The sequence below is a fragment of the Parafrankia irregularis genome, assembly GCF_001536285.1.
Lineage (GTDB): Bacteria > Actinomycetota > Actinomycetes > Frankiales > Frankiaceae > Parafrankia > Parafrankia irregularis.
This window is the reverse complement of sequence record NZ_FAOZ01000038.1, coordinates 1-22,605: the sequence shown is the minus strand read 5'-3', so window position 1 is coordinate 22,605 and position 22,605 is coordinate 1. Positions and strand designations below refer to the sequence as shown.

At 70.8% G+C, this 22,605-nt stretch carries 18 protein-coding genes; 15 read left to right on the top strand and 3 right to left on the bottom strand.

Going from position 1 to position 22,605, the window contains the following annotated elements:
- Positions 1–50 precede the first annotated feature (50 nt).
- Positions 51–665 carry a TetR/AcrR family transcriptional regulator gene (locus tag AWX74_RS33885; protein ID WP_091285015.1) on the bottom strand — a complete coding sequence of 205 codons (615 nt, stop codon included), beginning with the start codon at positions 663–665 and terminating at the stop codon, positions 51–53.
- Between the two features lie 95 nt (positions 666–760).
- Here AWX74_RS33885 and AWX74_RS33880 point away from each other — a divergent pair, with 95 nt between their 5' ends.
- On the top strand, positions 761–1,261 hold the full coding sequence (locus tag AWX74_RS33880) for an SRPBCC family protein (RefSeq protein ID WP_091285012.1): 501 nt from the start codon (positions 761–763) through the stop codon (positions 1,259–1,261).
- Between the two features lie 10 nt (positions 1,262–1,271).
- Here AWX74_RS33880 and AWX74_RS40965 read toward each other — a convergent pair whose 3' ends face one another.
- Positions 1,272–1,994, bottom strand: a complete 723-nt coding sequence (locus AWX74_RS40965; RefSeq protein WP_193209686.1) for a helix-turn-helix domain-containing protein — start codon at positions 1,992–1,994, stop codon at positions 1,272–1,274.
- 116 nt (positions 1,995–2,110) lie between these two features.
- On the opposite strand from AWX74_RS40965, the gene AWX74_RS40960 reads away from it, so the two are divergent.
- From AWX74_RS40960 to AWX74_RS33845, 6 genes are all read left to right on the top strand, one after another.
- Positions 2,111–3,097: a TIGR03668 family PPOX class F420-dependent oxidoreductase gene (locus AWX74_RS40960; protein WP_091285009.1), complete on the top strand. Its 987-nt coding sequence runs from the start codon at positions 2,111–2,113 to the stop codon at positions 3,095–3,097.
- Positions 3,098–3,225: 128 nt separating this feature from the next.
- On the top strand, positions 3,226–4,953 hold the full coding sequence (locus AWX74_RS33865; RefSeq protein WP_165615906.1) for an amidohydrolase: 1,728 nt from the start codon (positions 3,226–3,228) through the stop codon (positions 4,951–4,953).
- A 228-nt stretch (positions 4,954–5,181) separates the two neighbouring features.
- On the top strand, positions 5,182–7,422 hold the full coding sequence (locus AWX74_RS33860; RefSeq protein WP_091285133.1) for a WD40 repeat domain-containing serine/threonine protein kinase: 2,241 nt from the start codon (positions 5,182–5,184) through the stop codon (positions 7,420–7,422).
- A 421-nt stretch (positions 7,423–7,843) separates the two neighbouring features.
- The gene (locus tag AWX74_RS33855; RefSeq protein WP_131799606.1) at positions 7,844–8,701 is read left to right on the top strand and encodes a helix-turn-helix domain-containing protein; all 858 of its coding nucleotides are present in this window, start codon (positions 7,844–7,846) and stop codon (positions 8,699–8,701) included.
- 4 nt (positions 8,702–8,705) lie between these two features.
- Positions 8,706–10,418 (top strand): hypothetical protein, encoded by a 1,713-nt coding sequence (locus AWX74_RS33850; protein WP_091285001.1) that lies wholly within the window; start codon positions 8,706–8,708, stop codon positions 10,416–10,418.
- 35 nt (positions 10,419–10,453) lie between these two features.
- On the top strand, positions 10,454–10,675 hold the full coding sequence (locus AWX74_RS33845; RefSeq protein WP_091284999.1) for a hypothetical protein: 222 nt from the start codon (positions 10,454–10,456) through the stop codon (positions 10,673–10,675).
- A gap of 115 nt (positions 10,676–10,790) precedes the next feature.
- Here AWX74_RS33845 and AWX74_RS33840 read toward each other — a convergent pair whose 3' ends face one another.
- On the bottom strand, positions 10,791–11,348 hold the full coding sequence (locus tag AWX74_RS33840) for a DUF6624 domain-containing protein (RefSeq protein ID WP_091284996.1): 558 nt from the start codon (positions 11,346–11,348) through the stop codon (positions 10,791–10,793).
- Between the two features lie 230 nt (positions 11,349–11,578).
- On the opposite strand from AWX74_RS33840, the gene AWX74_RS33835 reads away from it, so the two are divergent.
- The 8 genes from AWX74_RS33835 to AWX74_RS40400 form a co-directional block, all read left to right on the top strand.
- Positions 11,579–12,367, top strand: coding sequence for a neutral zinc metallopeptidase (locus tag AWX74_RS33835; RefSeq protein ID WP_091284995.1), 789 nt, complete (start codon positions 11,579–11,581; stop codon positions 12,365–12,367).
- A 495-nt stretch (positions 12,368–12,862) separates the two neighbouring features.
- A complete protein-coding gene (locus tag AWX74_RS33830; RefSeq protein ID WP_091284992.1) occupies positions 12,863–13,603 on the top strand; it encodes a hypothetical protein in 741 nt (246 codons plus the stop codon).
- A gap of 75 nt (positions 13,604–13,678) precedes the next feature.
- A complete protein-coding gene (locus AWX74_RS33825) occupies positions 13,679–14,122 on the top strand; it encodes an SDR family oxidoreductase (protein WP_207550477.1) in 444 nt (147 codons plus the stop codon).
- Between the two features lie 120 nt (positions 14,123–14,242).
- Positions 14,243–14,572, top strand: coding sequence for a nuclear transport factor 2 family protein (locus AWX74_RS33820; protein ID WP_242666543.1), 330 nt, complete (start codon positions 14,243–14,245; stop codon positions 14,570–14,572).
- A gap of 108 nt (positions 14,573–14,680) precedes the next feature.
- Positions 14,681–15,058, top strand: coding sequence for a WD40 repeat domain-containing protein (locus AWX74_RS42325; RefSeq protein ID WP_091284986.1), 378 nt, complete (start codon positions 14,681–14,683; stop codon positions 15,056–15,058).
- Positions 15,059–15,074: 16 nt separating this feature from the next.
- Complete coding sequence (locus AWX74_RS33810) at positions 15,075–15,293, top strand: hypothetical protein (protein ID WP_091284984.1); 219 nt, start codon at positions 15,075–15,077, stop codon at positions 15,291–15,293.
- 371 nt (positions 15,294–15,664) lie between these two features.
- On the top strand, positions 15,665–16,207 hold the full coding sequence (locus AWX74_RS33805) for a DUF4333 domain-containing protein (RefSeq protein ID WP_242666542.1): 543 nt from the start codon (positions 15,665–15,667) through the stop codon (positions 16,205–16,207).
- Between the two features lie 672 nt (positions 16,208–16,879).
- Positions 16,880–22,605 (top strand): type I polyketide synthase (locus AWX74_RS40400; protein ID WP_165615904.1); only part of this gene is annotated, 5,726 nt, incomplete at its 3' end.

The window sequence follows — 22,605 nt, the reverse complement described above, 5'->3', positions numbered from 1 at the left end:
GGCGCAGCTGGGTGGGCGCGTCGTCTGGGTGGGCGTGTTGCCGCCGGGCTTCAGCGAGGCTCCCGGTCACCTGAGCGGGTGAGATGGGTGAACAAGGTGAGCATGTGTTCCATGGCCTGGTCGACGCCTTCCTGGTCGCCGGTGGCGAGGAGGTCCAGGAGGAGCCCGCGGGTGGCGGCGAGTGAGAGGCGGGCCTGGGCGCGTGCGGCGGTGGGCTCGAGGCCGTCGCGGGTGAGGAAGTCGGTCATCGGGCCGAGCCAGTCGTCGACGACTCCGTCGAGCAGGGGCTGGGCGTAGGCGCGGCCCTGCAGCGCCTGGGTGTAGATCTCGAAGAAGAGGCGCTCGAACGGCGCCAGCTCCGGCTGGCGCAGCTGTCGCCACATCCGGCGGCCCAGCTCGGCGGCGGACGTCGCCGGCTCACGGCGCATCTCGGCGAACGCGGCGCGTTGCTGTTCCTCCATCGCACGGACGACCTCGACGAGGAGGCCGTCGCGGGAGCCGAAGTGGTAGATGAGCATGCGGTGGCTGGTGCCGATCGCGGTGGCCAGCTGCCGCAGGCTCACGTCGCCGATTCCGTGTGCGGTGAGGTGGGCGATGACGTCCCCCAGCAGGCGCTGTCGCGCGCTGTCGGGCGGGCTGTCCGATGGCGGACCTTGCGACGACATGTACCGGATGGTACATGTACCACGTGGTACAGAACGTGGGCGGCTGCGGGTAGCCGTCCATGAGCCTTTGATCGCGCCTCTGGGAGGTATCCCCGATGTACTACGAGACCTCGGTGACCATCGACGCCACCCCCGATGAGGTCTGGGCCGTGATGCGGGACGTCGAGCGCTGGCCCACCTGGACTCCGACGATGACCGCCGTCGAAGCCGTCGAAGCCGTCGAAGCCGTCGAAGCCGTCGAAGCCGTCGAAGCCGTCGAAGCCGCGGGCGGCGAGCTGCGTGAAGGCGGAAAGGTGCGCATCCGGCAGCCCAGGCTGCCGGTGGCGACGTGGACCGTGACCGATCTGCTCCCGGGTGCGGGCTTCACCTGGACCTCCCGCGCGACCGGAATGACCACCGTCGCCGACCACCGCATCACGCCCGACCCGAACGACGGCCCGGTCACGGTGCGGCTGAGCCTGCGCCAGACCGGGCCGCTGGCGCCGGTGGTGGCTCTTTTCATGGGGCGGCTGGTGCGCCGCTACGTCGACACCGAGGCCCAGGGTCTGCGCACCCGCTGCGAGGAACGAACCGGCGCCGACCGAAGTGAAGCCTGATGCGTGCCGTTCACAAGGGCGAGGGCGCCGAGGAGTCATAAAGCTCTTGTTGTTCTGGTCGTGGAATGTCTCGCAGCCGGGCGGCGAGGGCTCGCCCTGCGGGTGTCAGGAAAACCTGGTCCTGGCCCGCGCTGACGTCGTGTGCGTGGTCGAGCAGGCCACGCGTCCTCAGCTCGTGAAGGGCCTCGAAGAGTTCCAGCTGTCGCGCCCGCCACACTCGATGCGCCCGGTTGCGGCCGTCCCCGACGGGTGGCGGAGGCGACAGCGCGGCTCGGAGGTCGGTGGTGTCGACGCTGCCTGAGCCGACAACCAGGCGAAGTATCTCGATGTACGTCTCGTTCAGCGACTCGGACGGCTCGGACGGCTCGGGTGGCGTGCTTGGTTCGGCCGGCTCCGGCTCCGGCTCCGGCTCCGGGTTTGGGTATGGGTTTGGTTCCACGTTTGCTTCCACGTCGACGTCGCCTGGTGGCCGCGGCATGACGCGGGTGCGCAGCGTGGAGCTGGGCCTGGTCGCGAGCCAGCTCTCGAAGGTGCTTCGGCGCCATCGTGGCTGGCTGGGCACCGAGGCGTCGTCGGGGGCCGGCAGCTGTCTCAGTCGGCGGTACCTGCGAAGCGTGGCCGGGGTGACCCCGGCCCGCTGGGCCATCTCCTGGTAGCCGACCAGCGGATCCTCCGCCTCCCCGGCGGGGTGGGTCTGCGTGGAATGTGTCGAGGCGTCGATCATGCCGGTCAACGTACCGGGCAATCCTGCGATATTTGCTGTGAAGCAAGTGGCCTTCATGGGTCTCGTCAGGTCTCGCGGTCGGCCGGCCGGATCGTTAGCGTCCATCACGTGGATCTGAGCGAACAGTGGACCTGAGCGAACAGGAGTGCCGCCGCCGGTTCGCCGCGGCGCGGGTCGCTCGCCTCGCGACCGTCGGAACCGACGGCACACCCCACCTGGTTCCGGTGACCTTCGCGCTGGCCGGCGATCAGGTCGTGACCGCTGTGGACCACAAACCGAAACGCACGGCGGCGCTGCGGCGACTGGCGAACATCGCCGCCAACCCGCGGGTCAGCCTCCTCGTTGATCAGTACACCGACAACTGGCACGGCCTGTGGTGGGTCCGGGCCGATGGCCAGGCCCGCATCGTCGACACGCCGGGCGGCGAGAGATCGGCGGCGATCCGGCACCTGACGGCGAAGTACGACCAGTACCGGGCCGCCGTTCCAGCCGGCCCGGTGATCCTCGTCCAGATCGAACGGTGGCGGGGATGGGCGTACGCCGACCGAGGGGTGAGCCGCGCCGCGGATCCGGCCGCTGCGACGGATGCCGTTCCAGACCGCCCCGCCCAGGTTCAGATAGGGGTGATCGGCCCCGGAGCCGGCGAGGCGACGCCGGCCCAGTACGAGCTGGCGCGCCAGGTGGGAAATCTGTTGGCGCACACCGGCGCGCGGGTGGTCTGTGGCGGCCGCGGGGGCGTCATGGAGGGCGTCGCGCTCGGCGTTCAGGAGGCAGGCGGCCTCTGCGTCGGCATTCTGCCCGGCCACGACCGGACCGCCGCCAACCGGTATCTCGGCGCCGCGATCTGCAGCGGTGTCGGAGAGAAACGAAACGAGATGGTCGTGGAGTCGTCCGATGCCATTCTGGTGATCGGCAGCAACGCGGGCACGGTCATCGAGGTCCTGCTCGCGAAGAAGAACGGCGTGCCGGTCTTCGGCCTCGACTTCGCCCCGGTCGCCACCGGCGGAAGGCGACTGGATGCGGTCGTCATCGTCGACGACCCGGCGGAGGCCGTCACCCGAGCGTTCGAGACAGCCCGAGCCCGAGCCCACACGCGCCTTCACCCGGAGTGACCCCGATGGTGCATCGCACGCGTTTTTCGGACAAGTCGGTTCCGCCGATGCGGTGAGGTCGCGATCCCGCCCTGCGACTGAGAGTATGCGGATAGTCGCGTCGCGTCAGTGCTGTGAGGGGTGGGGCTGTGGCGGTCAATACGGCGGCGGGCCGTGCGGTACCTGGCGTGGTGCCCGGCCACGCGGACGTCATCTTCTTCGGAGGGCCGATCGTCACCGTCGCGGACACCCCGGTGAACGCGGGTTCACCGGAGGCGGTGGTGGTGAAGGCGGGCCGGATCGTGTTCGTCGGCGACCGCTCCCGGGCGCTGGCGGACTGGCGGGGCGCGGATACCCAGCTGCGCGATCTTCGCGGCCGGGCGTTGCTGCCGGGCTTCATCGACGCACACGGTCACCTGACCGGTACCGGATTCCAGGCGTCCGTCGCCAACCTGCTCGCCGAACCCGACGGGAATGTCACCACGATCGCGTCGCTGCGGGACGCGCTGGCGGAGTTCGCGGTGAGCGAGGTGGGCCGGCGCTCCGAATGGATCATCGGTTTCGGCTACGACGACTCGATGCTCGCCGAGACGCGGCATCCGACCCGTGACGAGCTGGACCTGGTGTCCACCGACCGGCCGGTCCTCGCCATTCATCAGTCGTTCCATCTGGGCGCGGTCAACAGCCGTGGACTTGAGCTTCTCGGATACGGCGCCGGCACACCGAACCCGGCCGGCGGGGTGATCCGGCGCCAGGATGCGGCGCCGCAGTACGGGACACCCGACGGTGTTCTGGAGGAGAACGCGTTCAACCCGGCCGCGGCCAGGGCGATCGCGGGCATGCACGCCGACGACCAGGCCCAGTTCCTGCCCAGGGGGCTACGGAGGGCCGCGAGTTTCGGTTTCACCACCGTGCAGGAGGGGGCCGCCACGCTCGACCAGCTGGCCGCTATGCGCAAGGCCGCGACGGAGTTCCCCGCCGGGCTTCCCATTGACCTGGTCGTGTACGTCAAGGCGGACGAAGCCGTGCAGGATCCGGATCGGCTCCAGGAAGCCCAGGAATACAGTGCCGGCCTGCGGGCAGCGGGAATCAAGATGTTCCTGGACGGTTCGCCGCAGGGCCGCACCGCCTGGCTGACCCGGCCCTACCTCACTCCACCGCCCGGCACCGGCGCCGACTACGCCGGTTACCCCGTCATCACCGACGACGTGGCCGAACGGCAGGTGCGGGCCGGTTTCGAGCGGGGCTGGCAGGTCCTCGCGCACGTCAACGGGGACGCGGCCATCGACCAGTTCATCGCCGCCATACGGAATGCCACGGCGGCTCTGGGACCCGCCGACCGCAGGACGGTCGCGATCCACTCCCAGACCGCCCGGGCGGACCAGCTCGACGCCTTCGCGGAGCTCGGGATCATCCCGTCCTTCTTCTCCATGCACACCTACTACTGGGGCGACTGGTATCGCAGCACCGTGCTCGGCGAGGAACGCGCGGAGAACATCTCCCCGGCCAGGTGGGCGCTGGACCGCCAGCTGCTCTACACCAGCCACCATGACGCACCGGTCGCGCTGCCGAACTCGATTGCGATCCTGGCCAGCCAGGTCACGCGGGCCACCCGCTCGAACCACACCCTCGGTGCCCACCAGTGTGTGTCCGCCCTCGACGCGGTGAAGGCGATCACCATCAACGCCGCCCACCAGTACTTCGAACGGGACACCAAGGGCAGCATCGAGGTGGGCAAGCTGGCCGACCTCGTCATCCTCGACCGAAATCCCCTGACGGTGCCCGCGGAGACCATCCGGGACCTCGTGGTGGAGGAGACCATCAAAGCCGGGACCACCGTCTACGACAGCCACCGCGACGGGAACGCCCCGGACTGATCCGCCCACCGAAAGCTGGTGGTGCGCCGGCGTTCTGTCGGGCCGTGACAATGCCGCCGTGAGTCGGCATCTCAGCGCAACAGTTTGTTGTCATCGGTCGGATGTGATCGGGATTGTGCCGAGGCCCGCTAGGATCGGACGCGTTGCGTGACGGTCCTTGGGGGGCGGAGTGGCGTACGAGGGCAGTTTTCCTCGATGCGAGGCCGGGACCGGGGCCGGGGCCGCCTCATGATTGAGGACAAGGCCCAGATCGCGGCGGCGTTACCGGGATACGAGATCGGGGGCCGGCTGGGGCGGGGTGCGTTCGGGCTGGTGCTGGCCGGGCGGCATCGCGAGCTGGGCCGCGATGTGGCGATCAAGATTCTGCCCGCGGACCAGGGTGGCGTCGCCGGGCGTAGCTGGAGCGAGGCCCGGGTGCTGGCCTCGTTGGATCATCCCCACATCATCCGGGTCTATGACGCCCTCACCATTGGTGATCTTCATCTGCTGGTGATGGAGCTGCTGGCCGGTGGCCCGCTGACCACCCGCGAATACGACATGACGGTCGAGGCGGGCTGCGCGGTGGGGCTGGCGGTGGCGGCCGCCCTGTCCTACGCCCATGGGCGTGGGGTGCTGCACCGCGACATCAAGCCGTCGAACGTTCTCTTCGACGCGGCTGGCCGGCCCAAGGTGGCCGACTTCGGCATCGCCAAGATCGCGCAGGGGACGGTGACCACCGCGAGCGCGGTGAGCGGCACCCCTCGCTACATGGCGCCGGAACAGATCCTCGGCGGCCAGCTCGGGGCGGCGACCGACCTCTACGCGCTCGGCATCATGCTCTACGAACTGCTGGGGGACGACCCGCCCTTCGACCCGGCGCTGCCCGCCGCGGGTTTCATCCATCATCACCTCAACGTCATGCCCGCCCCGCCGACGGGTGTGGCGGAACCGATCGCCGAGGTGGTGATGCGCTGCCTGGCGAAGGATCCGGCCGACAGGCATCCATCGGCGCGCGCCTTCGCCCTGGACCTGGCCGCGGCGGCCGCCGCGGTGTGCAGCCAGGGCTGGTCCGACCGCGCCGGCATCGGACTCAGCATTGACGACGCTGTCCGAGCCGCGGCCGAAGCGCCCGCCACCCGTGTACTGGCGCCGCACATCCCGGACGGCGCCGAGCCACAGCCGGACAGCACCTCGGACCTCCCCACCCAGCGGGCCGCCCACCCGTCCACCCCGGACGTCGCATCAGACTCGGACGGGGCAACACGTGAAGCACGCACCTGGCGCCCCGGTCGATCCCTGCCTCGGCGGTTCCGCCTGCCTGCTGCCGCCGCGGCGGCCCTGCTCGCCATCGTCGGTGTCATCCTCGCCCTGACCCTTCCGACGGGAGGGGATCCCGCCGCACTCTCAGCCGGAGAATCTCCCGCCTCCGGTGCGTCGGCCGGCACACCCACCTCGACGACGCCCACGGCCTCCAGGCGATCGACGGCTTCCCAGGCGCCGACGGCGAACCCCGGGCCCATCGCCCCCCTCAACCCCCGCCCGGTGAGCTCCGCGCTCACCGGTCATACCAACGTCGTGTCCTCGGTGGCGTTGTCGCCGGATGGCCGCACCATGGCCAGCGCCAGTTGGGACAGCACGGTGCGGCTGTGGGATGTCACCGACCGGAGCGCGCCCCGCCCGCTGGGCTCTCCGCTCACCGGTCACACCGGCTACGTGTTCTCGGTGGATTTCTCGCCGGACGGACGCACTCTGGCCAGCGCCGGTTGGGACAGCACGGTGCGGCTGTGGGACGTCTCGGACCGAGATGCGCCCCGTCCCCTGGGCGCCCCGCTCACCGGCCACGCCGAAGGCCTGTATTCGGTGGCGTTCGCGCCGGACGGGCGGACTCTCGCCAGCGCCAGTGACGACAACACGGTGCGGCTGTGGGATGTGACCGACGTGGCTGCGCCCCGGTTGCTGGAATCCGCGCTCACCGGTCACACGGACTACGTGTTCTCGGTGGCGTTCTCGCCGGACGGGCGGACCATCGCCACCGCCAGCGGCGACTACACGGTGCGGCTATGGGATGTCACCAACCGGAACGCACCCCGTTCACTGGGCCCGGCGCTCACCGGCCACACCAACCCCGTGCGGTCGGTGGCGTTCTCGCCGGACGGGCATGTCCTGGCCAGTGCCAGTGACGACAAGACGGTGCGGCTGTGGGACGTGACTGACCTGGCTGCGCCCCGGCCGCTCGGGGCACCAGTCACCGGTCATACGGAGTACGTGTTCTCGGTGGCGTTCTCGCCGGACGGGCGGACCCTCGCCAGCGCCAGTGGCGACTTCACGGTACGGCTGTGGGATGTCACAGAACCGGGTGTGCCGGTCCCCGTGGCGTCTCCGCTCACCAATCACGCCAGCTACGTCTACTCGGTGGCGTTCGCGCCGGATGGACGGACGATCGCCAGCGGCAGCGGCGACTTCACGGTGCGCCTCTGGGCATTGAACTGATCGGGCCACCTCCGGTCAGGGCCGGCGGGCCGTCGACCGCTTCGTCAGTGTGGCCTGCTGCCGCTGAGCGGAGCCGGCCGCCGCTTGGCGGCGGGCGAGGCCCGGCTCTACCGGCGGCCCGTGGTACTCGACCGGTAGTCCGTGCTCGTCCGACCGGCCGCGCTCACTCGCCTGCAGTCAGCCGGCCCGTCTCGTCGTCGTGAATTTTATTATTCACTAGATTATATCGAACTGATGCTGGAGATATTGCTCGCCACCTGCGCGAGATGTGGTTTTGTTGTGGTCGCAGAGGAAGGCTGGTGAGTGCGGCCCGTTTTGCGGGCTAACGTGGATCATCCCCATCGATGGGGCGGCCCCGCCCGGTGTTACGAGCACCGAACGGGGCCTCGATCCGCACCCTGCCAAACCAGGAGTCCGAACCGTGGCCTCTAGCATTCCACAACGTTCCGCCGTATCCGCGCTCTACTCCCATGTTCGCGCGATCCGGCTCGTCCCGACCGTCGTCTGCGGGCGCATGGTGTCGGTGCGCGTGCTGCGTTCCACGCTGCTCGCGATCGCCTACTACCTCGACGCGGAGGACTGGTCGGGTGCCTTCCCATCGATGCCCACACTCGCCGCGCGGGCCGAGGTCTCGGAATCGACGGCCCGGCGCGCGGTGCGTGCGCTGGAGGCCATCGGCATTCTGGCGACCGAGCGGGGCGGCGGCCGCCGATCGAACCGCTACCGCATCGTCTGCCCTCCGGGCTCGGTGGAAGAAGCGGAGCCAGCCCCGATGTCATCAGAGGCGGAGACGTCGGTCCAGGACCGGGCTCCCCAGTCCTCAGGACCGACGACCTTCTGTAGATCTACCTCGCGTTCTCCCAGAAGGAGAACGCGGCGGCCCCGCCGGCCGGCCGCCGCGTCGCGGCGGGGACGCATGGTGCCCGAGGACCTGCTACCGCTTGCGGACGCGTTGGCGGCTCGCGGGCTGCGCGCCTCGTACGCGCTGACCGCTGAGCAGACCGAACGTGTGCGTGCCGCACTTCGGCGTGTCGGCGTCGGAGCCATGGTCTCGGCTTCCTACCGGGCACACCGTGCGGCAGATCCGGCCAGGTGGTGGTCGGCCTGGCTGGACCTCTGGTCGGGCCTGCACGCCGAATCCGTGCGGTCCATGCGCGCTACGCCGGTCGGCTCGGCGTCGATGCCCGGTGATACGGCGGCGGGGGCTGCCGCCTGCCGTGCCGCACTCACTGCTGTCAAACGTGATGGGATCGGTAGAATTCCTATATTCGGGAGGTGAACCTTTGGCCCAGGTCGAGGACTCCACACCGCGGGCGGCAGACGCTCAGACGGTGTTCCATCTGCCCTTGCTGACAGTCACAGTCACCACCACTGATCCCGAGGCTGCGGGTGTGGCGCTCGACTACTGGCGGCACTCGTACAGCGTCTACCTCCCGGGTTATCCCGCGTGGGCCGTCAAGGTCGCCGAGATCCGCGCGAGGACGAAAGGGCGGACGGTCCGGCTTGACGAGTACATCCGCACGTTGTGCGTCGCCACGCACGAGAAGCCCGACTGCGCGGAATGTGGTGGCAGTTTCGTCGCGCTCAACCGCAGTCAACTGGATCTGAAGCTGGGGTCCCGGTGCGCCCGGTGTGTCGCGCTGTCCGGCCACCCCGTCGCTCCCGCGGACAACCCCGCCGCCTCGGCGGCAGGACCGGCGGAACGCTCAACGTCCGGCCCTGAACAGGTTGGCATCGACGGCGCTGTGCTCAGGTTCTTTCCGATTGTGGAGACGGGCGTGCTGGTGGAGGATCTGCGACGCTGTGACATGACCTGTCTCGCGGTCCTCGACGCGTTGACGATGTACGCGCCGTGCCATGACCCCATACCCGCCGTGGTGGATCCGTCCTGGTCGCGCCCTTTAACTCCTGGTTTCCAGGTGGATTATCTCGATCGCGTGGTCGACTCTGGTTTTCTGCGCGTTCATCCAGCTTCTCCCGCGAGCGCTTTCATGTGGCCCGACGGTGAGAGTCGGCCACCTGTCATCGGCGATATCCGAGATGTCTCCTGGTATGTTGCCGGTGAAGGAACGTCGGTGGAGCGGTTGGCCTTTCTGGACCTTTCCGTGGCCGAGATCTTCGCTGGACCCTGGACACTCGCGCAGTATGAGGACGTGATCGCGACCGTTCAAGATCTGGTCGCGGCGGAGGTCCGGGCCTACGTGATGCACCGGCTGCGCCGAGTGGGGCTCGGCGATCTGGCTCCCGAGGACTCGGCGCGCCTTGACATGACCATCGAGTCGATCAGCGGGCGCCACAGCCTGGGGGCGTGCTACAGGTTCGTGGCGAGCGTGGCCCGCGACCTGCCTGGGCAGGTGGAGGCCGGCGACGAGGGCATCGTCAGGCGCACCCTGAGCCGAGTGGCGGGCTATGCGAACTGGGCCGAAGAAAACCAGTTCGAGGGTGACAGGGAAAGTCCGAAGGACTTCCCGATCTCGGCATCGACCTTGGCGCTGTTCAGGAGGCTGGGGTTTACGAATCCCGTGACGGTAACCCTGGACGATGTTCACCGTGTTGCCTTCGAAAGAGTCGACTCGACGGGGCGGGCCAAATTGATCATGCGGGGCGGGCCCCCGGATCCTGCTGCCGACGCCGTGCTGGCGATGTTGTCCGTCGAATATGTTCCGGTGGTCGGGCGCCTACTGCGATCCGACGAATTCCCGGCAAACGTCGCCGCGGTCGAGGCGCTGCTCGAAATCCTTGGAAACACGGTCGAGGTCGCCGTCGGCCACCTTGAACAGGGTGTGCCGGCGGGGTGTGCACTACAGATTGCCTACTATAGCCTCGACCATCTGACCAAGCTGCTTCCCGACTCCCACAAGCCCTTGATCGGCGACATCTCCGGGAACCGGCTCCGAATGGCTGCCGAGGCGGCGCAGGGCATTATTGAGCGCGCTCTGACCGCAGGCCTGCGGATCGACTCGGACGAGGTGGCCCGGCTGCGGAGTCTCCCGTGAGCGGCCACCTCTGGATCGGTGTCACCTGAGCCCTGATGTCGCTCGTCCAGCCGGGAGTCGCCTGGGAACGGATCCGCGACCGCCGCACGGCCGGGGAGATGACGGTCGTTTCCCTGCTCGTCTTCCTGTTTGCTGTCTCCCTGATGCCCACCGAGGACGAGTACGACTACGACGGATCTGCGGTCGCGGCGTCCGGGGTGCTGGGCTGGCCCAGCCCGCCTTTTACGACGACCACCGAGATCGGCCTCGGGCGCTGAGCCTTCGTCAGGCACACCCCTGCTCGGCGGTACCCCTGTGGTGTCACCGGGGTTTTGGACATGCGAGACGACAAGCTGTACGTGTCATCTCGGATGCGGAACGTTCGCCTGAGGCTCAGTCCGTCATGTGAGCCAGGTAGGTGGCAAAGGGATCCAGGCCGGCCGCGGCGCGGCGGGCGTCGAGATGTTCCGGGTCGGCGATGGGGCGAGGGCCGAGGGCGTCGGTGCCCTGTGGTCCGCGCCAGAACTGGGTCCCGTAGATCTGTGGCTCGTCGCGCGCGCAGAGCACCCGATCGGTCAGGTAGGCGAGGTGCGTCGTGGATGCGTCTCCGGCCGTGGCTGCGGCTCGCAGGAGCTCCAGGCACTCCGCCTGGAATTCGGGGTCATGGTCGGCGTGCTGGGCGATCAGCCAGGCATCGCTCGCTCCGACCGGCCCGACCAGGCTCTCTCCCAGCCAGCCGTGCTCGGCGATGACTGCCCGAAGCCAAGCGGTGTTGTTCGCGTCAATCTCGCGCATCCGATCAGCGAGTGCCTCACGCTCGACTGCCTCGGCTGCGCCGTCGCGGCCGGTGGGGCCGCCGTGCCGGGTTGAAGTGAGGGCCAGCCAGGCGTTCCGCACTCGCTGGTCGGCCTCTGCCCGCCGTGCCAGTTCCTCGCGAAGATCCTCTCGCATTGGCTCATTGTGGGTGAGGCGGGAGACGGCGGCGGCCCCATCGACTCCGAAGAGCCGGGCTGGCTGCCGCCGGCCAAGCCGCAATCGCTGCTGCCCGACGCGGTCAGATCCGATGGCGCCCAGTCGCGAAGCTGCTGCTGAGCCCGCAAGTGCACGCCCTGGCTGGTCCGCTTTGTCTGTGTGCCGACGGACCGGGCACTCTGACCGTCGGGATCCCTACGGTGAACGTTATGGGGATCAGACACACGTTTCTGGCAGGCGCTGTCGCCGCCGCGTTGGGGAGCGGTCTGCTGACGGGCTGCGCCGGGCTGGACTCGACATCCGACTCGGACGGCATCGTGGCTTCCGCCGGCCAGCAGGCACTGCCCGCCGGAAGCTGCGGAGGCGCCGTCGAAACGGTGCAGGACGTCGAGGCGATCATCGCCGAGCCCGCGGGCTGCCCCGGCGCGGTGAACACCTACTGGGCAGGCGAGTTGGGTGAGAAGTGGACCTCACCTCACTACATCTCCTACCGCGACGGGGAGATCCCACCGATCGCCTGCGCGCAGGGCGAATCCGACCCGGCCGCGTTCGCCGACAACGCCCTCTACTGCCCACTCGACGACACCATCGCGTACAGCGTCGACTTCATGACCGAACTGCACGACACCGGTGGCCCGTCCTACCCGATGTATGTGCTGATGCACGAGCTGGCTCACCGGGCCGCCACCCTCTCCGGCCGCACCGGAGTGGTTTCCCGCTCGGAGGAGAACCAGGCCGACTGCCTTGCCGGCGGCCAGGCCCGCACGGCCGCCGACGCCGACCGGCTCGACCTCGGCGATGCCCTCTCCGGCGTCGTGCTGTTCTTCGGCCTCGGCGACAACCGTGACCGGGGCTGGTTCGACCGCGAAACCGCCACGTCGGATGGCGCCCACGGCACGTCCCGCCAGCGCGCCCAGGCGTTCACCTTCGGCTACCTGCGCGACAACGACACCTGCTTCCGCCTCGGTGAATCACCCACCGGCAGCGTGCTCTTCTGACCGTTGACGGCCTGATGGGTTGAGCATGGCGAGTCCCTGGCTGGTTCAGCCCGTGGCGGCCTCGGTGGCCATGCGCAGTTGTTCGGCGTCAACGATCTGGCGTGCCAGCTCCTGCTCCGATACATCGACGGCGTCGGGGGTGCGCTCGGCCACGGCACGACGTGCCGGCCGGGTTCCCCGCCGCCCGAGCCATCGAGCTCACAGCGATCTGCCCCGGTCACCTGGGTGATGGTGCTGGCGGCGTGATGCCGGGCCCGCCACGGTGGCAGACGCCCCCTGGATCGGCGCTGCCTGAGCCCGGGGGATACCCTGACCCGCTCTTATTTGAATGAGCGTACGGGGGAAAAAGAGATTGACAACGACATGCGGTCTGTTGGAGTGCGGGCGCCGAGGCCTTCTCGCAGGGAAACGAGGCACGCCCGATGGCGGTGTCCTTCGCATGAGCACGCCGGTCCGTCGCGGCCGGCCCGCTCGCCGCGGAAGTGAGGTCGAGCTGTGACGACGCTTCTCGGGTTCCTGGTGTTCTTCGCCCTGATCGGCTTCGTGGTGGGCCTGATCGCGTTCGCCCGGCGGGGACTCGCCTGGGCGCGGATCCGGGACCGCCGGACGGCCGCGGGCGTGACGGCCGTCGCCCTGCTCGTCTTCCTGGTGAGTGCTGCCCTGATGCCGACCGAGGAGGCGGATGAGAGCGACGGATCGGTCGTCGCGGCCTCCGCGGTACTGGGGCGGCCCAGCCCGCTTTCCATGACGTCCCCGAGCGCCGGTGGCACCCTCACGGCGACAATCACGTCGGTCAGCCCGACGGCAGCCGTCACGTCGGCGACGTTCGTGCCGCAGGCGCCCGCGAGCACGGCGGCCGGGAGGCCCTCCGACAGGTCGGTGTCGCCGGCGTCGCCGCCGACCACCTCGACCGCGGCGGCTGCGGTCCAGCCTGCACCGGCTGCCGCGCCGCAGCAGCCAGCGGCGGCCGTCCAGCAGCCGACGGCCGCTGCCGCGCCGCCACAGGCAGTGCCGCCACAGGCCGCGCCGCCTCCGGCCGCGGCCCCCGCGCCGGACCCGCGTGCCGGGTGCGAGCCGTCCTACCCGGAAACCTGCCTACGCAGCGGCATCGGCGACTACGACTGCGCGGGCGGCAAAGGCGACGGCCCGAACTACATCCGTGGCCCGCTGCGCGTCACCCCGCCAGACCCGTTCGACCTTGACCGAGACGGCGACGGTTACGGCTGTACCAGCTGAGCACCGGCCGCCGCCCGGTTACCGCCCAGCCGACCCCGGATGTCACGATCACGCTGTCTGCGTCGTCAGGGCAGCATGGACGAGATTGTGATCAACGGGTCCGCGGGTGTCATCGGGCGGCGGCTCGTCCGTGAGCTGCTGACCGCCGGCTACCAGGTCCGGGGGCTGACCCGTTCCGCCCGCGGTCGGGAGCAGCTTGAGCGCATCGGGGCGCGGGCCGTCGAGGCGGACGTGTTCGACGAGGCGTCGCTGCGCCGTGCGTTCGACAGGTCGGACGTCGTCGTCAACCTGCTGACCCACATTCCCGGCGTCGAACGCATGGCCGATCCGACCGCCTGGGAGGAGAACGATCGGCTGCGTGTCGTGGCGTCGGAGGCGACCGCCCGCGCCGCCCAGGGCGCGCCGGGGCGCGCAGGCTGGTGCAGGAGTCGATCTCGTTCGTGTACGCCGACGGCGGCGACGGGTGGCTCGACGAGGACGCGCCGGTCGCCGGTGGTGGCCCGACGACATCCGCGCTGACGGCTGAGCGCAACGCACGTGAGTTCTTCGACGGCGACACCGTCGTGCTCCGCTTCGGGCTGTGCGCGCGGGCACGGAGAGCCGCGTTTCGCCGCGTCGCCCGCGGAGCACGATCGCGCCGTGCGGGCGTTCGCGCAGGCGGTCACCGAGGGCGACCTCGAGAGCCTCGTCGCCGTGCTGGACCCGGAGGTCGTCTGGACCTCGGACGGTGGCGGGCGTGCGACGGCGCTACGCAAGCCGCTGCACGGCCGGGAGCGGGTCGCGCGGGTGTGGGCGGCGCTCGGCCGGGAGTCCCCGCACCTGTCGGTCGAATTCATGATGAACGGCCAGCTCGGGCTGATGCTCCCCAGCGACGACGGTCATCGCGCGGTGTTGTCGTTCGTCGTCAGCGACGGACGCATTGCCCGCATCGACACGGTTCGCAACCCGGACAAGCTGCGGCGGGTCTGAGGGTACTTCTCTGGGCCTGCCTGGCGGGCGGATATTCGTGGCCAGGCCGGAACGCATCGACTGCTGATGTGCTTATGAGAGATCAGTGGGTGATCGGCAGATAGGCTCATGTATGTCGGTTCATGTACGCCGCATCGCGGTCTGTTTCGGCGGAGGTTCGGATGTCGAGCGGTTTCTACCCGAGCCAGCGACAGCTGTTCCGAGCCGGCGGCTTTCGCGCCGGACGGGCGCCTGGTGCTTTCGCCTGCGGTGATGGCCGTCTGCGGGTTGTGGTACGTGCTGGACGGGATCGAGACTCGGCAGCTTAGCGGCTCCTTTACGGGCCACACGGACGAGGCGTTCTCGGTGGCGTTCGCGCCGGATGGTCGCACTCTGGCCAGCGCCGGTTGGGATGGCGCGGTGCGGCTGTGGGATTTGTGTTCGAAGTGGGCCGTGCCGGCCTGGTGGACCCCTGTGGCACCAGCCGGGCGACGGTCGCAGTCGTGAGGACTGCGTGTGCGCGATGCTCTTCTCGCAGGACGGGAACATTCCTGCGAGTTCCACAGGGGATACCGCGGTGCAGCTGTGGGATGTTTCCATCCGGATTACCCCGCACCCGCTCGGCTGTGATCGTACGGGCGGCCGTCATGACGAGGCGCTGGCGGTGGCGTTCGCCTCGGACGGGCGCACTGTTGTGCGGGTCAGTGAAAAGCGCCCGCTGCGGATGCGGGAAGATGACTGACCGCGGCGGCGTCGCCGGGTTGCGTGCCGGCCACCGGGCCGATTTCCTCGAAGGAGATGTTGTTCATCATGTCCGATGGCCTGGAGAACCCGGGTACTCCACCCGGGCCGTGGCCTCCGCCTCCTCACCCGCCCGCGTCGCCCTTTGCTCCGTCTCCGTCTCCGTCTCGGCCGGGCCCCGCAGCACCATGGCCAGAACCAACGGGCCCGGTGATGCCAGGGCCTGCGGCGTCTGGGTTCACCGGGCCCGGACAGGTCTGGCAGCCCCCGCCGCCGGCGTCTGCGCGGACGCACCGCGGACCGGCCGCGCCGGGACCAGGGGGAGCGTCGGGTGATTCCAGAGCCGAGGCCACCGCCTGGGTGGCGGCCTCGGTGCCGGTCGTCGGGCTGGTCGCCGCCGTGGTCGTCGGCGTGATGTTCCCGGGCCTCGGCATCGCCACCGCGGTATCGCTGGGACTTCTCGTCGGCTGGGGCTGTGGCGTGCTGGTCGCGGTCATCGACCGCCGGTTCCTGCGGGTGCTCGGGGAGGATCCGGCGCACTGGGCCTGGGCGTTGATCGCGCCCTGGGCGTATCTGTTGGCCCGCGCGCTCCGTCGGCGGCCCGCACCCCGGACGACCTGGGCCGCCCTCGGCCTGTGCGTCGGGCTGACGCTCCTGAGCGCTGTCCTCGCCAAGCCGCTGACGAGGAGTGTGTGGTCGTCGACTGCCGTGTTCAACCGGGACCGGGTCCAGCAGGACGTCGCGGCGGAGGTGGAAAGACAGACCGGGATCCCGGTGATCGTGTCCTGCCCGGAGGACCCGCGTCTGTCGGCCGGCTCGAGCTTCCACTGCGCGGTCAGAGGCGACGATCTGGTCGCCGTCGCGGTGGTCACCATGGCGGACGACAGCGGCGGCTACACCTGGATTCTCATGTGATCGGCTACCGCACTTCGCCCAGGTCAGCGACGGTTTTCCGGTCGGATTGACCTTCGTCCAGGTGGCTCGGGCTCATTCGTCGATGCCGTCCGCTGGTGATGTCCGGGCGCGTAACAACGCGCGAACTTGCTTGCGGACGGCGTCGCCCTGTGCCTATCCTCTGGATGCCTTCCTATATGAAGCCCGGGCTGCGCGGTGGGCTGACATGCATGCGATGTGACTGTTCTCGGAACGATTGGAATGTGGACTGGGATGTCCATCCAACTGGTCGGGTCAGGTAACGCGAGGCGGGGGACTGAAAGCAGGTATGGATCCGCGCGCCGGGGATCCACTGCTCGCGGTGGCGTCGCGGGTTTAGGTGGTGCCGCGGGTTGATCCCGCTGTGGAACGTTGCTGGCCGGATCCCTGCCGATGATGTCGCGTTGACCAGCCGTTCTCCATGTCGGTGTGCGCGCCGATTCGCACGGTACCTCGCCGCCCCCTGCTCCCTGCCGCCACCGGTCCGGTCATCTGAACCCCGACAGGGCGATCGTGTTCTGTTCGGTCGACGGATCCTTGTACCCGGTCTGATTCCGTCGCCGTTTCTCTCCGCCTGAATTCCTGCACCTGGTCGGTGATATCCGCCGCCCGGGGCCTGTCCTCACGCGTCGGACCTTCATCCCGGGAGAATCGTTGGCCGGACAGCACCGTTCCACCTGGCGGGAGACGCTTCTCGGTCTTCCGGAGGTCGAACAGCACCGGGTCCTGCTGGACCTGTTGCGCCGAAACCTGGTCCACGCTGTCGGTGACGAGGGCGAACGGATCCCGTTCGATCCTCGTGTTCCCTTCACTCGGCTGGGGCTCGGCGGTGGAAGCACCGCCGGCTTCCGGGACGCGCTGAGCACGGAGCTCGGGCTGCCACTTCCCGCCACGCTGCTGTTCGATCATCCGTCGCCGGAACGTCTCGCGAGCTATCTGCGGGACCGGGTGCTGCGGACATCGGTGTCCGCCGGCGTCGCCGGCGGGTCGTCGCCCGGCGGCGAGGCCCGGCCGGATCCGGTGGACGACCCCATCGTGATCGTCTCCATGGCGTGCCGGTTCCCCGGCGGTGTTCGGGGCCCCGAGGACCTGTGGGAGCTGCTTGTCGAGGGGCGTGACGCCGTCGTCGACCTGCCGACCGACCGCGGCTGGGATCTCGCCGCCGGCTACGACCCCGACCCGAGCCGGTCCGGCACCTTCTACACCAGCCAGGGTGGCTTCCTCGACGACGTCGCCGGCTTCGACGCGGCCTTCTTCGGTATCGCGCCCCGGGAGGCGCTGGCAATGGACCCGCAGCAGCGACTGCTGCTGGAGGTCTCGTGGGAGGCGCTGGAGCGGGCCGGTATCGACCCATTCTCGCTGCGCGGCAGCTCGACGGGAGTGTTCACCGGCATCGCGGTCGCCGACTACAGCCCGCCGTGGCGGGCCGCCCCGGCCGCCGTCGAGGGCCACCTGATGAGCGGAACCCTGCCCAGCGTCGCCTCCGGCCGCGTCGCCTACACCCTCGGCCTGGAAGGGCCGGCGGTGACAGTGGACACGGCGTGCTCGTCCTCGCTGACGGCCCTGCACCTGGCGGCGCAGGCGTTGCGTGCCGGTGAGTGCACGCTGGCCATGGTCGGTGGCGCCACGGTGATGTCCACCACCGACGTGCTGGTGGAGTTCAGCCGCCAGCAGGGCCTGGCACCGGACGGTCGCTGCAAGTCCTTCGCCCAGGCGGCGGATGGCACCGGCTGGGCCGAAGGCGCGGCGGTGGTCGTGCTCGAACGGCAGTCGGACGCCCGCCGCAACGGCCATGCGGTGCTGGCGGTCGTCCGGGGCAGCGCGGTGAACTCCGACGGCGCGTCCAACGGGCTGACGGCGCCCAGCGGGCCGGCTCAGCAACGGGTGATCCGGGCGGCACTGGCCGGGGCCGCCCTCACCCCGTCCGACGTGGACGCGGTGGAGGCGCACGGCACCGGGACCAGGCTCGGTGACCCGATCGAGGCACAGGCGATCATCGCCACGTACGGGCAGGACCGCGCGGCCGACCGGCCGCTGTGGCTGGGCTCGCTCAAGTCGAACATCGGGCATACCGTCGCGGCCGCGGGCCTCGGCGGCGTGATCAAGATGGTGCTGGCGCTGCGGCATGGCCTGCTTCCGCGCACGTTGCACGTGTACGCGCCGGCATCCCGCGTCGACTGGTCCGCCGGGCAGGTGCGTCTGCTGACCGAGCCGGTGCCGTGGCCGCGGGCCGCCCGGGTGCGCCGGGCCGGTGTCTCGGCGTTCGGGGTCAGCGGCACGAACGCCCACGTCATAGTGGAGGAGGCGCCCCACGTCGCCGATGCCTCCGTCGCCGGTGCCTCCCTGGACGGCGTGTCCCTGGCCGGTGTCTCGGTGGCCGACGTCCCGGCGGCGGGCGATGGCGGGCTGGGCCGGCACCTGCCGTTTCTGCTCTCGGCCCGGTCGGAGCCGGCGCTGCGCGAGCAGGCGGCCCGCCTGCTGGCCCGGGTGACCTCCGAGCCCCGACCGGCCCTGGCGGACGTCGGCTGGTCCCTGGTGACCGGCCGAGCCGTACTGGAGCACCGCGCCGCCGTCGTCGCCGCGGACCTCGCCGGCATGCTGCGCGGGCTTGACGCGCTGGCCGCGGGGGAACCTTCCGCGTCGCTGATCCGGGGTGTGACCCGTCCCGCGCGCCACACCGATCGCCTCGCCTTCCTGTTCACCGGCCAGGGCGCCCAGCGGCTGGGCATGGGCCGCGAGCTGTACGGTCGCCACCGGGTGTTCGCCGAGTCCTTCGACGCGATCTGCGCCGCCTTCGGCCAGCACCTGACCCGCCCGCTGCGCGACGTCGTGTTCGACACCGACCGTGTGCCGCCCGACACGGCGCTGGACCGCACCGAGTACACCCAGCCGGCGCTGTTCGCCCTGGAGGTCGCCCTCGTCGACCTGCTGGGCTCCTGGGGCGTGCGCCCGGACCTCCTGCTGGGCCATTCGATCGGCGAGCTCGCCGCCGCCCACGTCGCCGGGGTGTTCTCCCTGGACGACGCCTGCGCGCTGGTGGCGGCGCGCGGACGGCTGATGCAGGCCATGCCCGGCGGGGGCGCGATGGTGTCGCTGCGCGCGTCCGAGGCGCAGGCGCTCGACCTGATCGCCGCGTGGGGTGGGCTGACCGGCCCCGGCGCGGGCCAGGTGGACGTCGCCGCGGTGAACGGGCCGGAGTCGGTGGTCCTCTCCGGTGATGCCCGGGCCGTCCTGGAGATCGCGCGGCGGTGGCGCGCGGACGGCGGCAAGGCGAGCCGGCTGCACGTGTCGCACGCGTTCCACTCGGCGCATATGGACGGCATGCTGGCCGAGTTCGGTGAGCTCGTCCGTGGCCTGAGCATGCGTCCGCCGGAGATTCCCCTCGTCTCCAACCTCACCGGTCAGATCGCCGACCCGGACGAGCTCAGGTCGGCCGACTACTGGGTCCGCCAGGTCCGGTCCGCGGTGCGTTTCCGGGACGGCATCGACCGCCTGCACGAACGGGGCGTGCGGACCTTCCTCGAGATCGGCCCGGACGCGGTGCTGACCGGAATGGGCCAGGAGTGCCTGGTGGGCGACACCGACGCGGTGTTCGTCCCGACGCTGCGTAGGGACGTCGGCGAGCACACGGCCCTGGCCCGCGCGCTGGCACTCCTGGCGGTGAGCGACGTGGACGTCGACTGGTCGGCGATCTTCGCCGGCACCGGCGCACGCCGGGTGGATCTGCCCACCTACCCGTTCCAACACCGGCGGTTCTGGCTCGGTGACATCCTCTCCACCCCGGCGCTCCCCGGCGGCCTGACCGGCGCGGGGGCCGGCACCAGCAGCGGCGTGGGAGCGGCGGGCCCGCAGGAACGGGCGGGTGAGGCCGGTGAGCGGACCTTCTGGGACGCGGTGGCGCGAGGCGACCTCACCGAGGTGCTGGACGTCCCCGCGGACGCCCCGTTGCACACGGTGCTGCCCGCGCTCGCGGCCTGGCGGGCGGGCCGTCGTGGCCAGGAGGCCGTCGACAGCTGGAGCTACCGGGCGGTGTGGCGGCCGGTAGCGATGCCGCCCGTCGAAGGCGCGCCTGGCCGGTGGCTGCTGGTGGTCCCCGCGGACGGCGTTGGCGGCCCGCCCACGAACGGCACGGCTGCGAACGGCATGCCCACGAACGGCACGTCCACGAACGGAGCGGTTGTCGACGGCGCGGTCGTGGACGGGTGCGTGCGGGCCATCGAGGGGAGCGGCGGTCAGGTGATCGCGGTGCTCCCGGTAGGGACGGACTCCCGCGAGGCTGAGCGTGACACGATGGCAGCACTGCTGGCCGAGGTGGACACCGGCGGCGGTCCGCTGGCCGGGGTGCTCTCCCTGTTCGCCCTGGACGAACGCGACCGGACCGACCATCCGGCCGTCTCCCGGGGCCTCGCGGCCACCCTGACGCTGCTCCAGGCACTCGGCGACGCCGGAATCGACGCGCCGCTGTGGTGCGCGACGCACGCGGCGATGCCAGCCGGCCTGGTCGGTGCCCATCCCGCTGACGGCGAGCCCGCTGACGGCGACCCCGCTGCCGCTGAGGACGCGCCCGGTGTGGATGGGCCGTCCGCCACAGGTGACGCCGTTCCCACGGGCGATACCGCATCCGACACCGAACCCGTCACGGCTGCTGCTGGGCTCAGCGCGGTCCAGGCGCAGGTGTGGGGCCTGGGGCGGGTCGCCGCGCTGGAGCTGCCGCGCTCGTGGGGCGGCCTGGTCGATCTGCCGCCGGTTGTCGACGGCCCGGCGGCCCGTCGGCTGGCGGCGGTCCTCGTCGGCGCGACCGGCGAGGACCAGGTGGCGATCCGCGACTCGGGAGTCTTCGCACGGCGACTAATCCGGACCCGCCCGGACCCGGCCGGCGTCGGCTGGCGGCCCCGCGGCACCGTACTGATCACCGGCGGGACCGGTGCGTTGGGTGCCGCGGTGGCGCGTTGGTGCGCCGACCGGGGGGCCGCCCGACTCGTTCTCACCAGCCGACGGGGCATGGCGGCGCCGGGCACGTCCGACCTGGTGGCCGACCTCGCCGGTCGGGGCGCCGAGGTGACTGTGGTCGCCTGCGACGCGGCGGACCGGGACGCGCTGGCGGCCGTGCTCGCGGCCATCCCGGCGACCAGCCCGCTCACGGCGGTCGTCCACGCGGCCGGCGTTGCCGGGCAGTTCACGGGGCTGCCCGACATCGACATCGCCGAGTTCGCCGACGTGGTCACCGGCAAGGTCGCGGGGGCGCGGCACCTCGACGAGCTGCTGGGGGCCCGGGAGCTCGACGCGTTCGTCCTGTTCTCCTCCATCGCGGGCACCTGGGGCAGCGGCGGCCAGTGCGCCTACAGCGCGGCCAACGCCTGCCTCGACGCGGTCGCCGCGCACCGTGCGGCGCGCGGGCTGGCCGCGTCGGCTCTCGCCTGGGGGCCGTGGGCGGAGGGCGGCATGGCTGTCGACCCCGAGATCGCCGGCCACCTGCGGGAACGCGGCCTCCGCCCGCTGCGCCCGGAGCTGGCGGTCGCCGCGCTGGAGCGGGCCGGCGGCGCCGCGGGCCTGCGGACCGTGGCCGATGTCGACTGGGACCGCTTCACACCGATCTTCACCGCGGCACGCCCCAGCCGGCTGCTGGCCGATCTGCCCGAGGCCGGTGCCGCACTGAGCCCGCGGGCGGCGAACCCGCGGGGAGCGAGCGCGCAGGGAGCGCTCACCTCGTCGACCGCCGGTGCGGCGGACACCGGTGGGGGAGCGGACCCGCTGCGCCGTCCGGCCGGGATGTCCGACGCCGACTGGCGCCGGCTGCTGCTCGCCGTGGTGCGGGCGGAGACCGCGGCGGTGCTCGGCTACGACGAGGCCGACCAGGTCCCCGCCGACCGGGCGCTGAGCGAGCTCGGCTCGACCTCGCTCACCGCGGTGCAGCTGCGTGCCCGGCTGGCGGATCGGACCGGGCTGGCGCTGCCCACCACGGTGGTCTTCGACCATCCCACCCCGGCCGCGCTCGCCGGATTCCTGGCCGGTGAGCTCACGGGCGTGCGGCCGGCGCCGGCGCCGGAGCCGGCCGCCCCTGACAGCGGCGGCGATCACGCCCCTGGCGGCAGCGGGGATCACGGCGGGGACGCCTTCGCGGATCGTCCGCCGGTCGGTCCCGCGGCCTGGGCGGTGGCCCTGGCCGGGTCGCCGACAGCCCCCCGTACCGGGTCCGGTGACGACCCGATTGCGATCGTGGGTATGGGGTGTCGTTTCCCGGGTGGTGTGTCGTCGCCGGCGGACCTGTGGGATGTGGTGGTGCGGGGTGGGGATATGGTGTCGGGTTTTCCGGTGGATCGTGGCTGGGATCTGGGTGCTCTTTTCAGCGAGGATCCGGGTGTGCCGGGTCGGAGTGATGT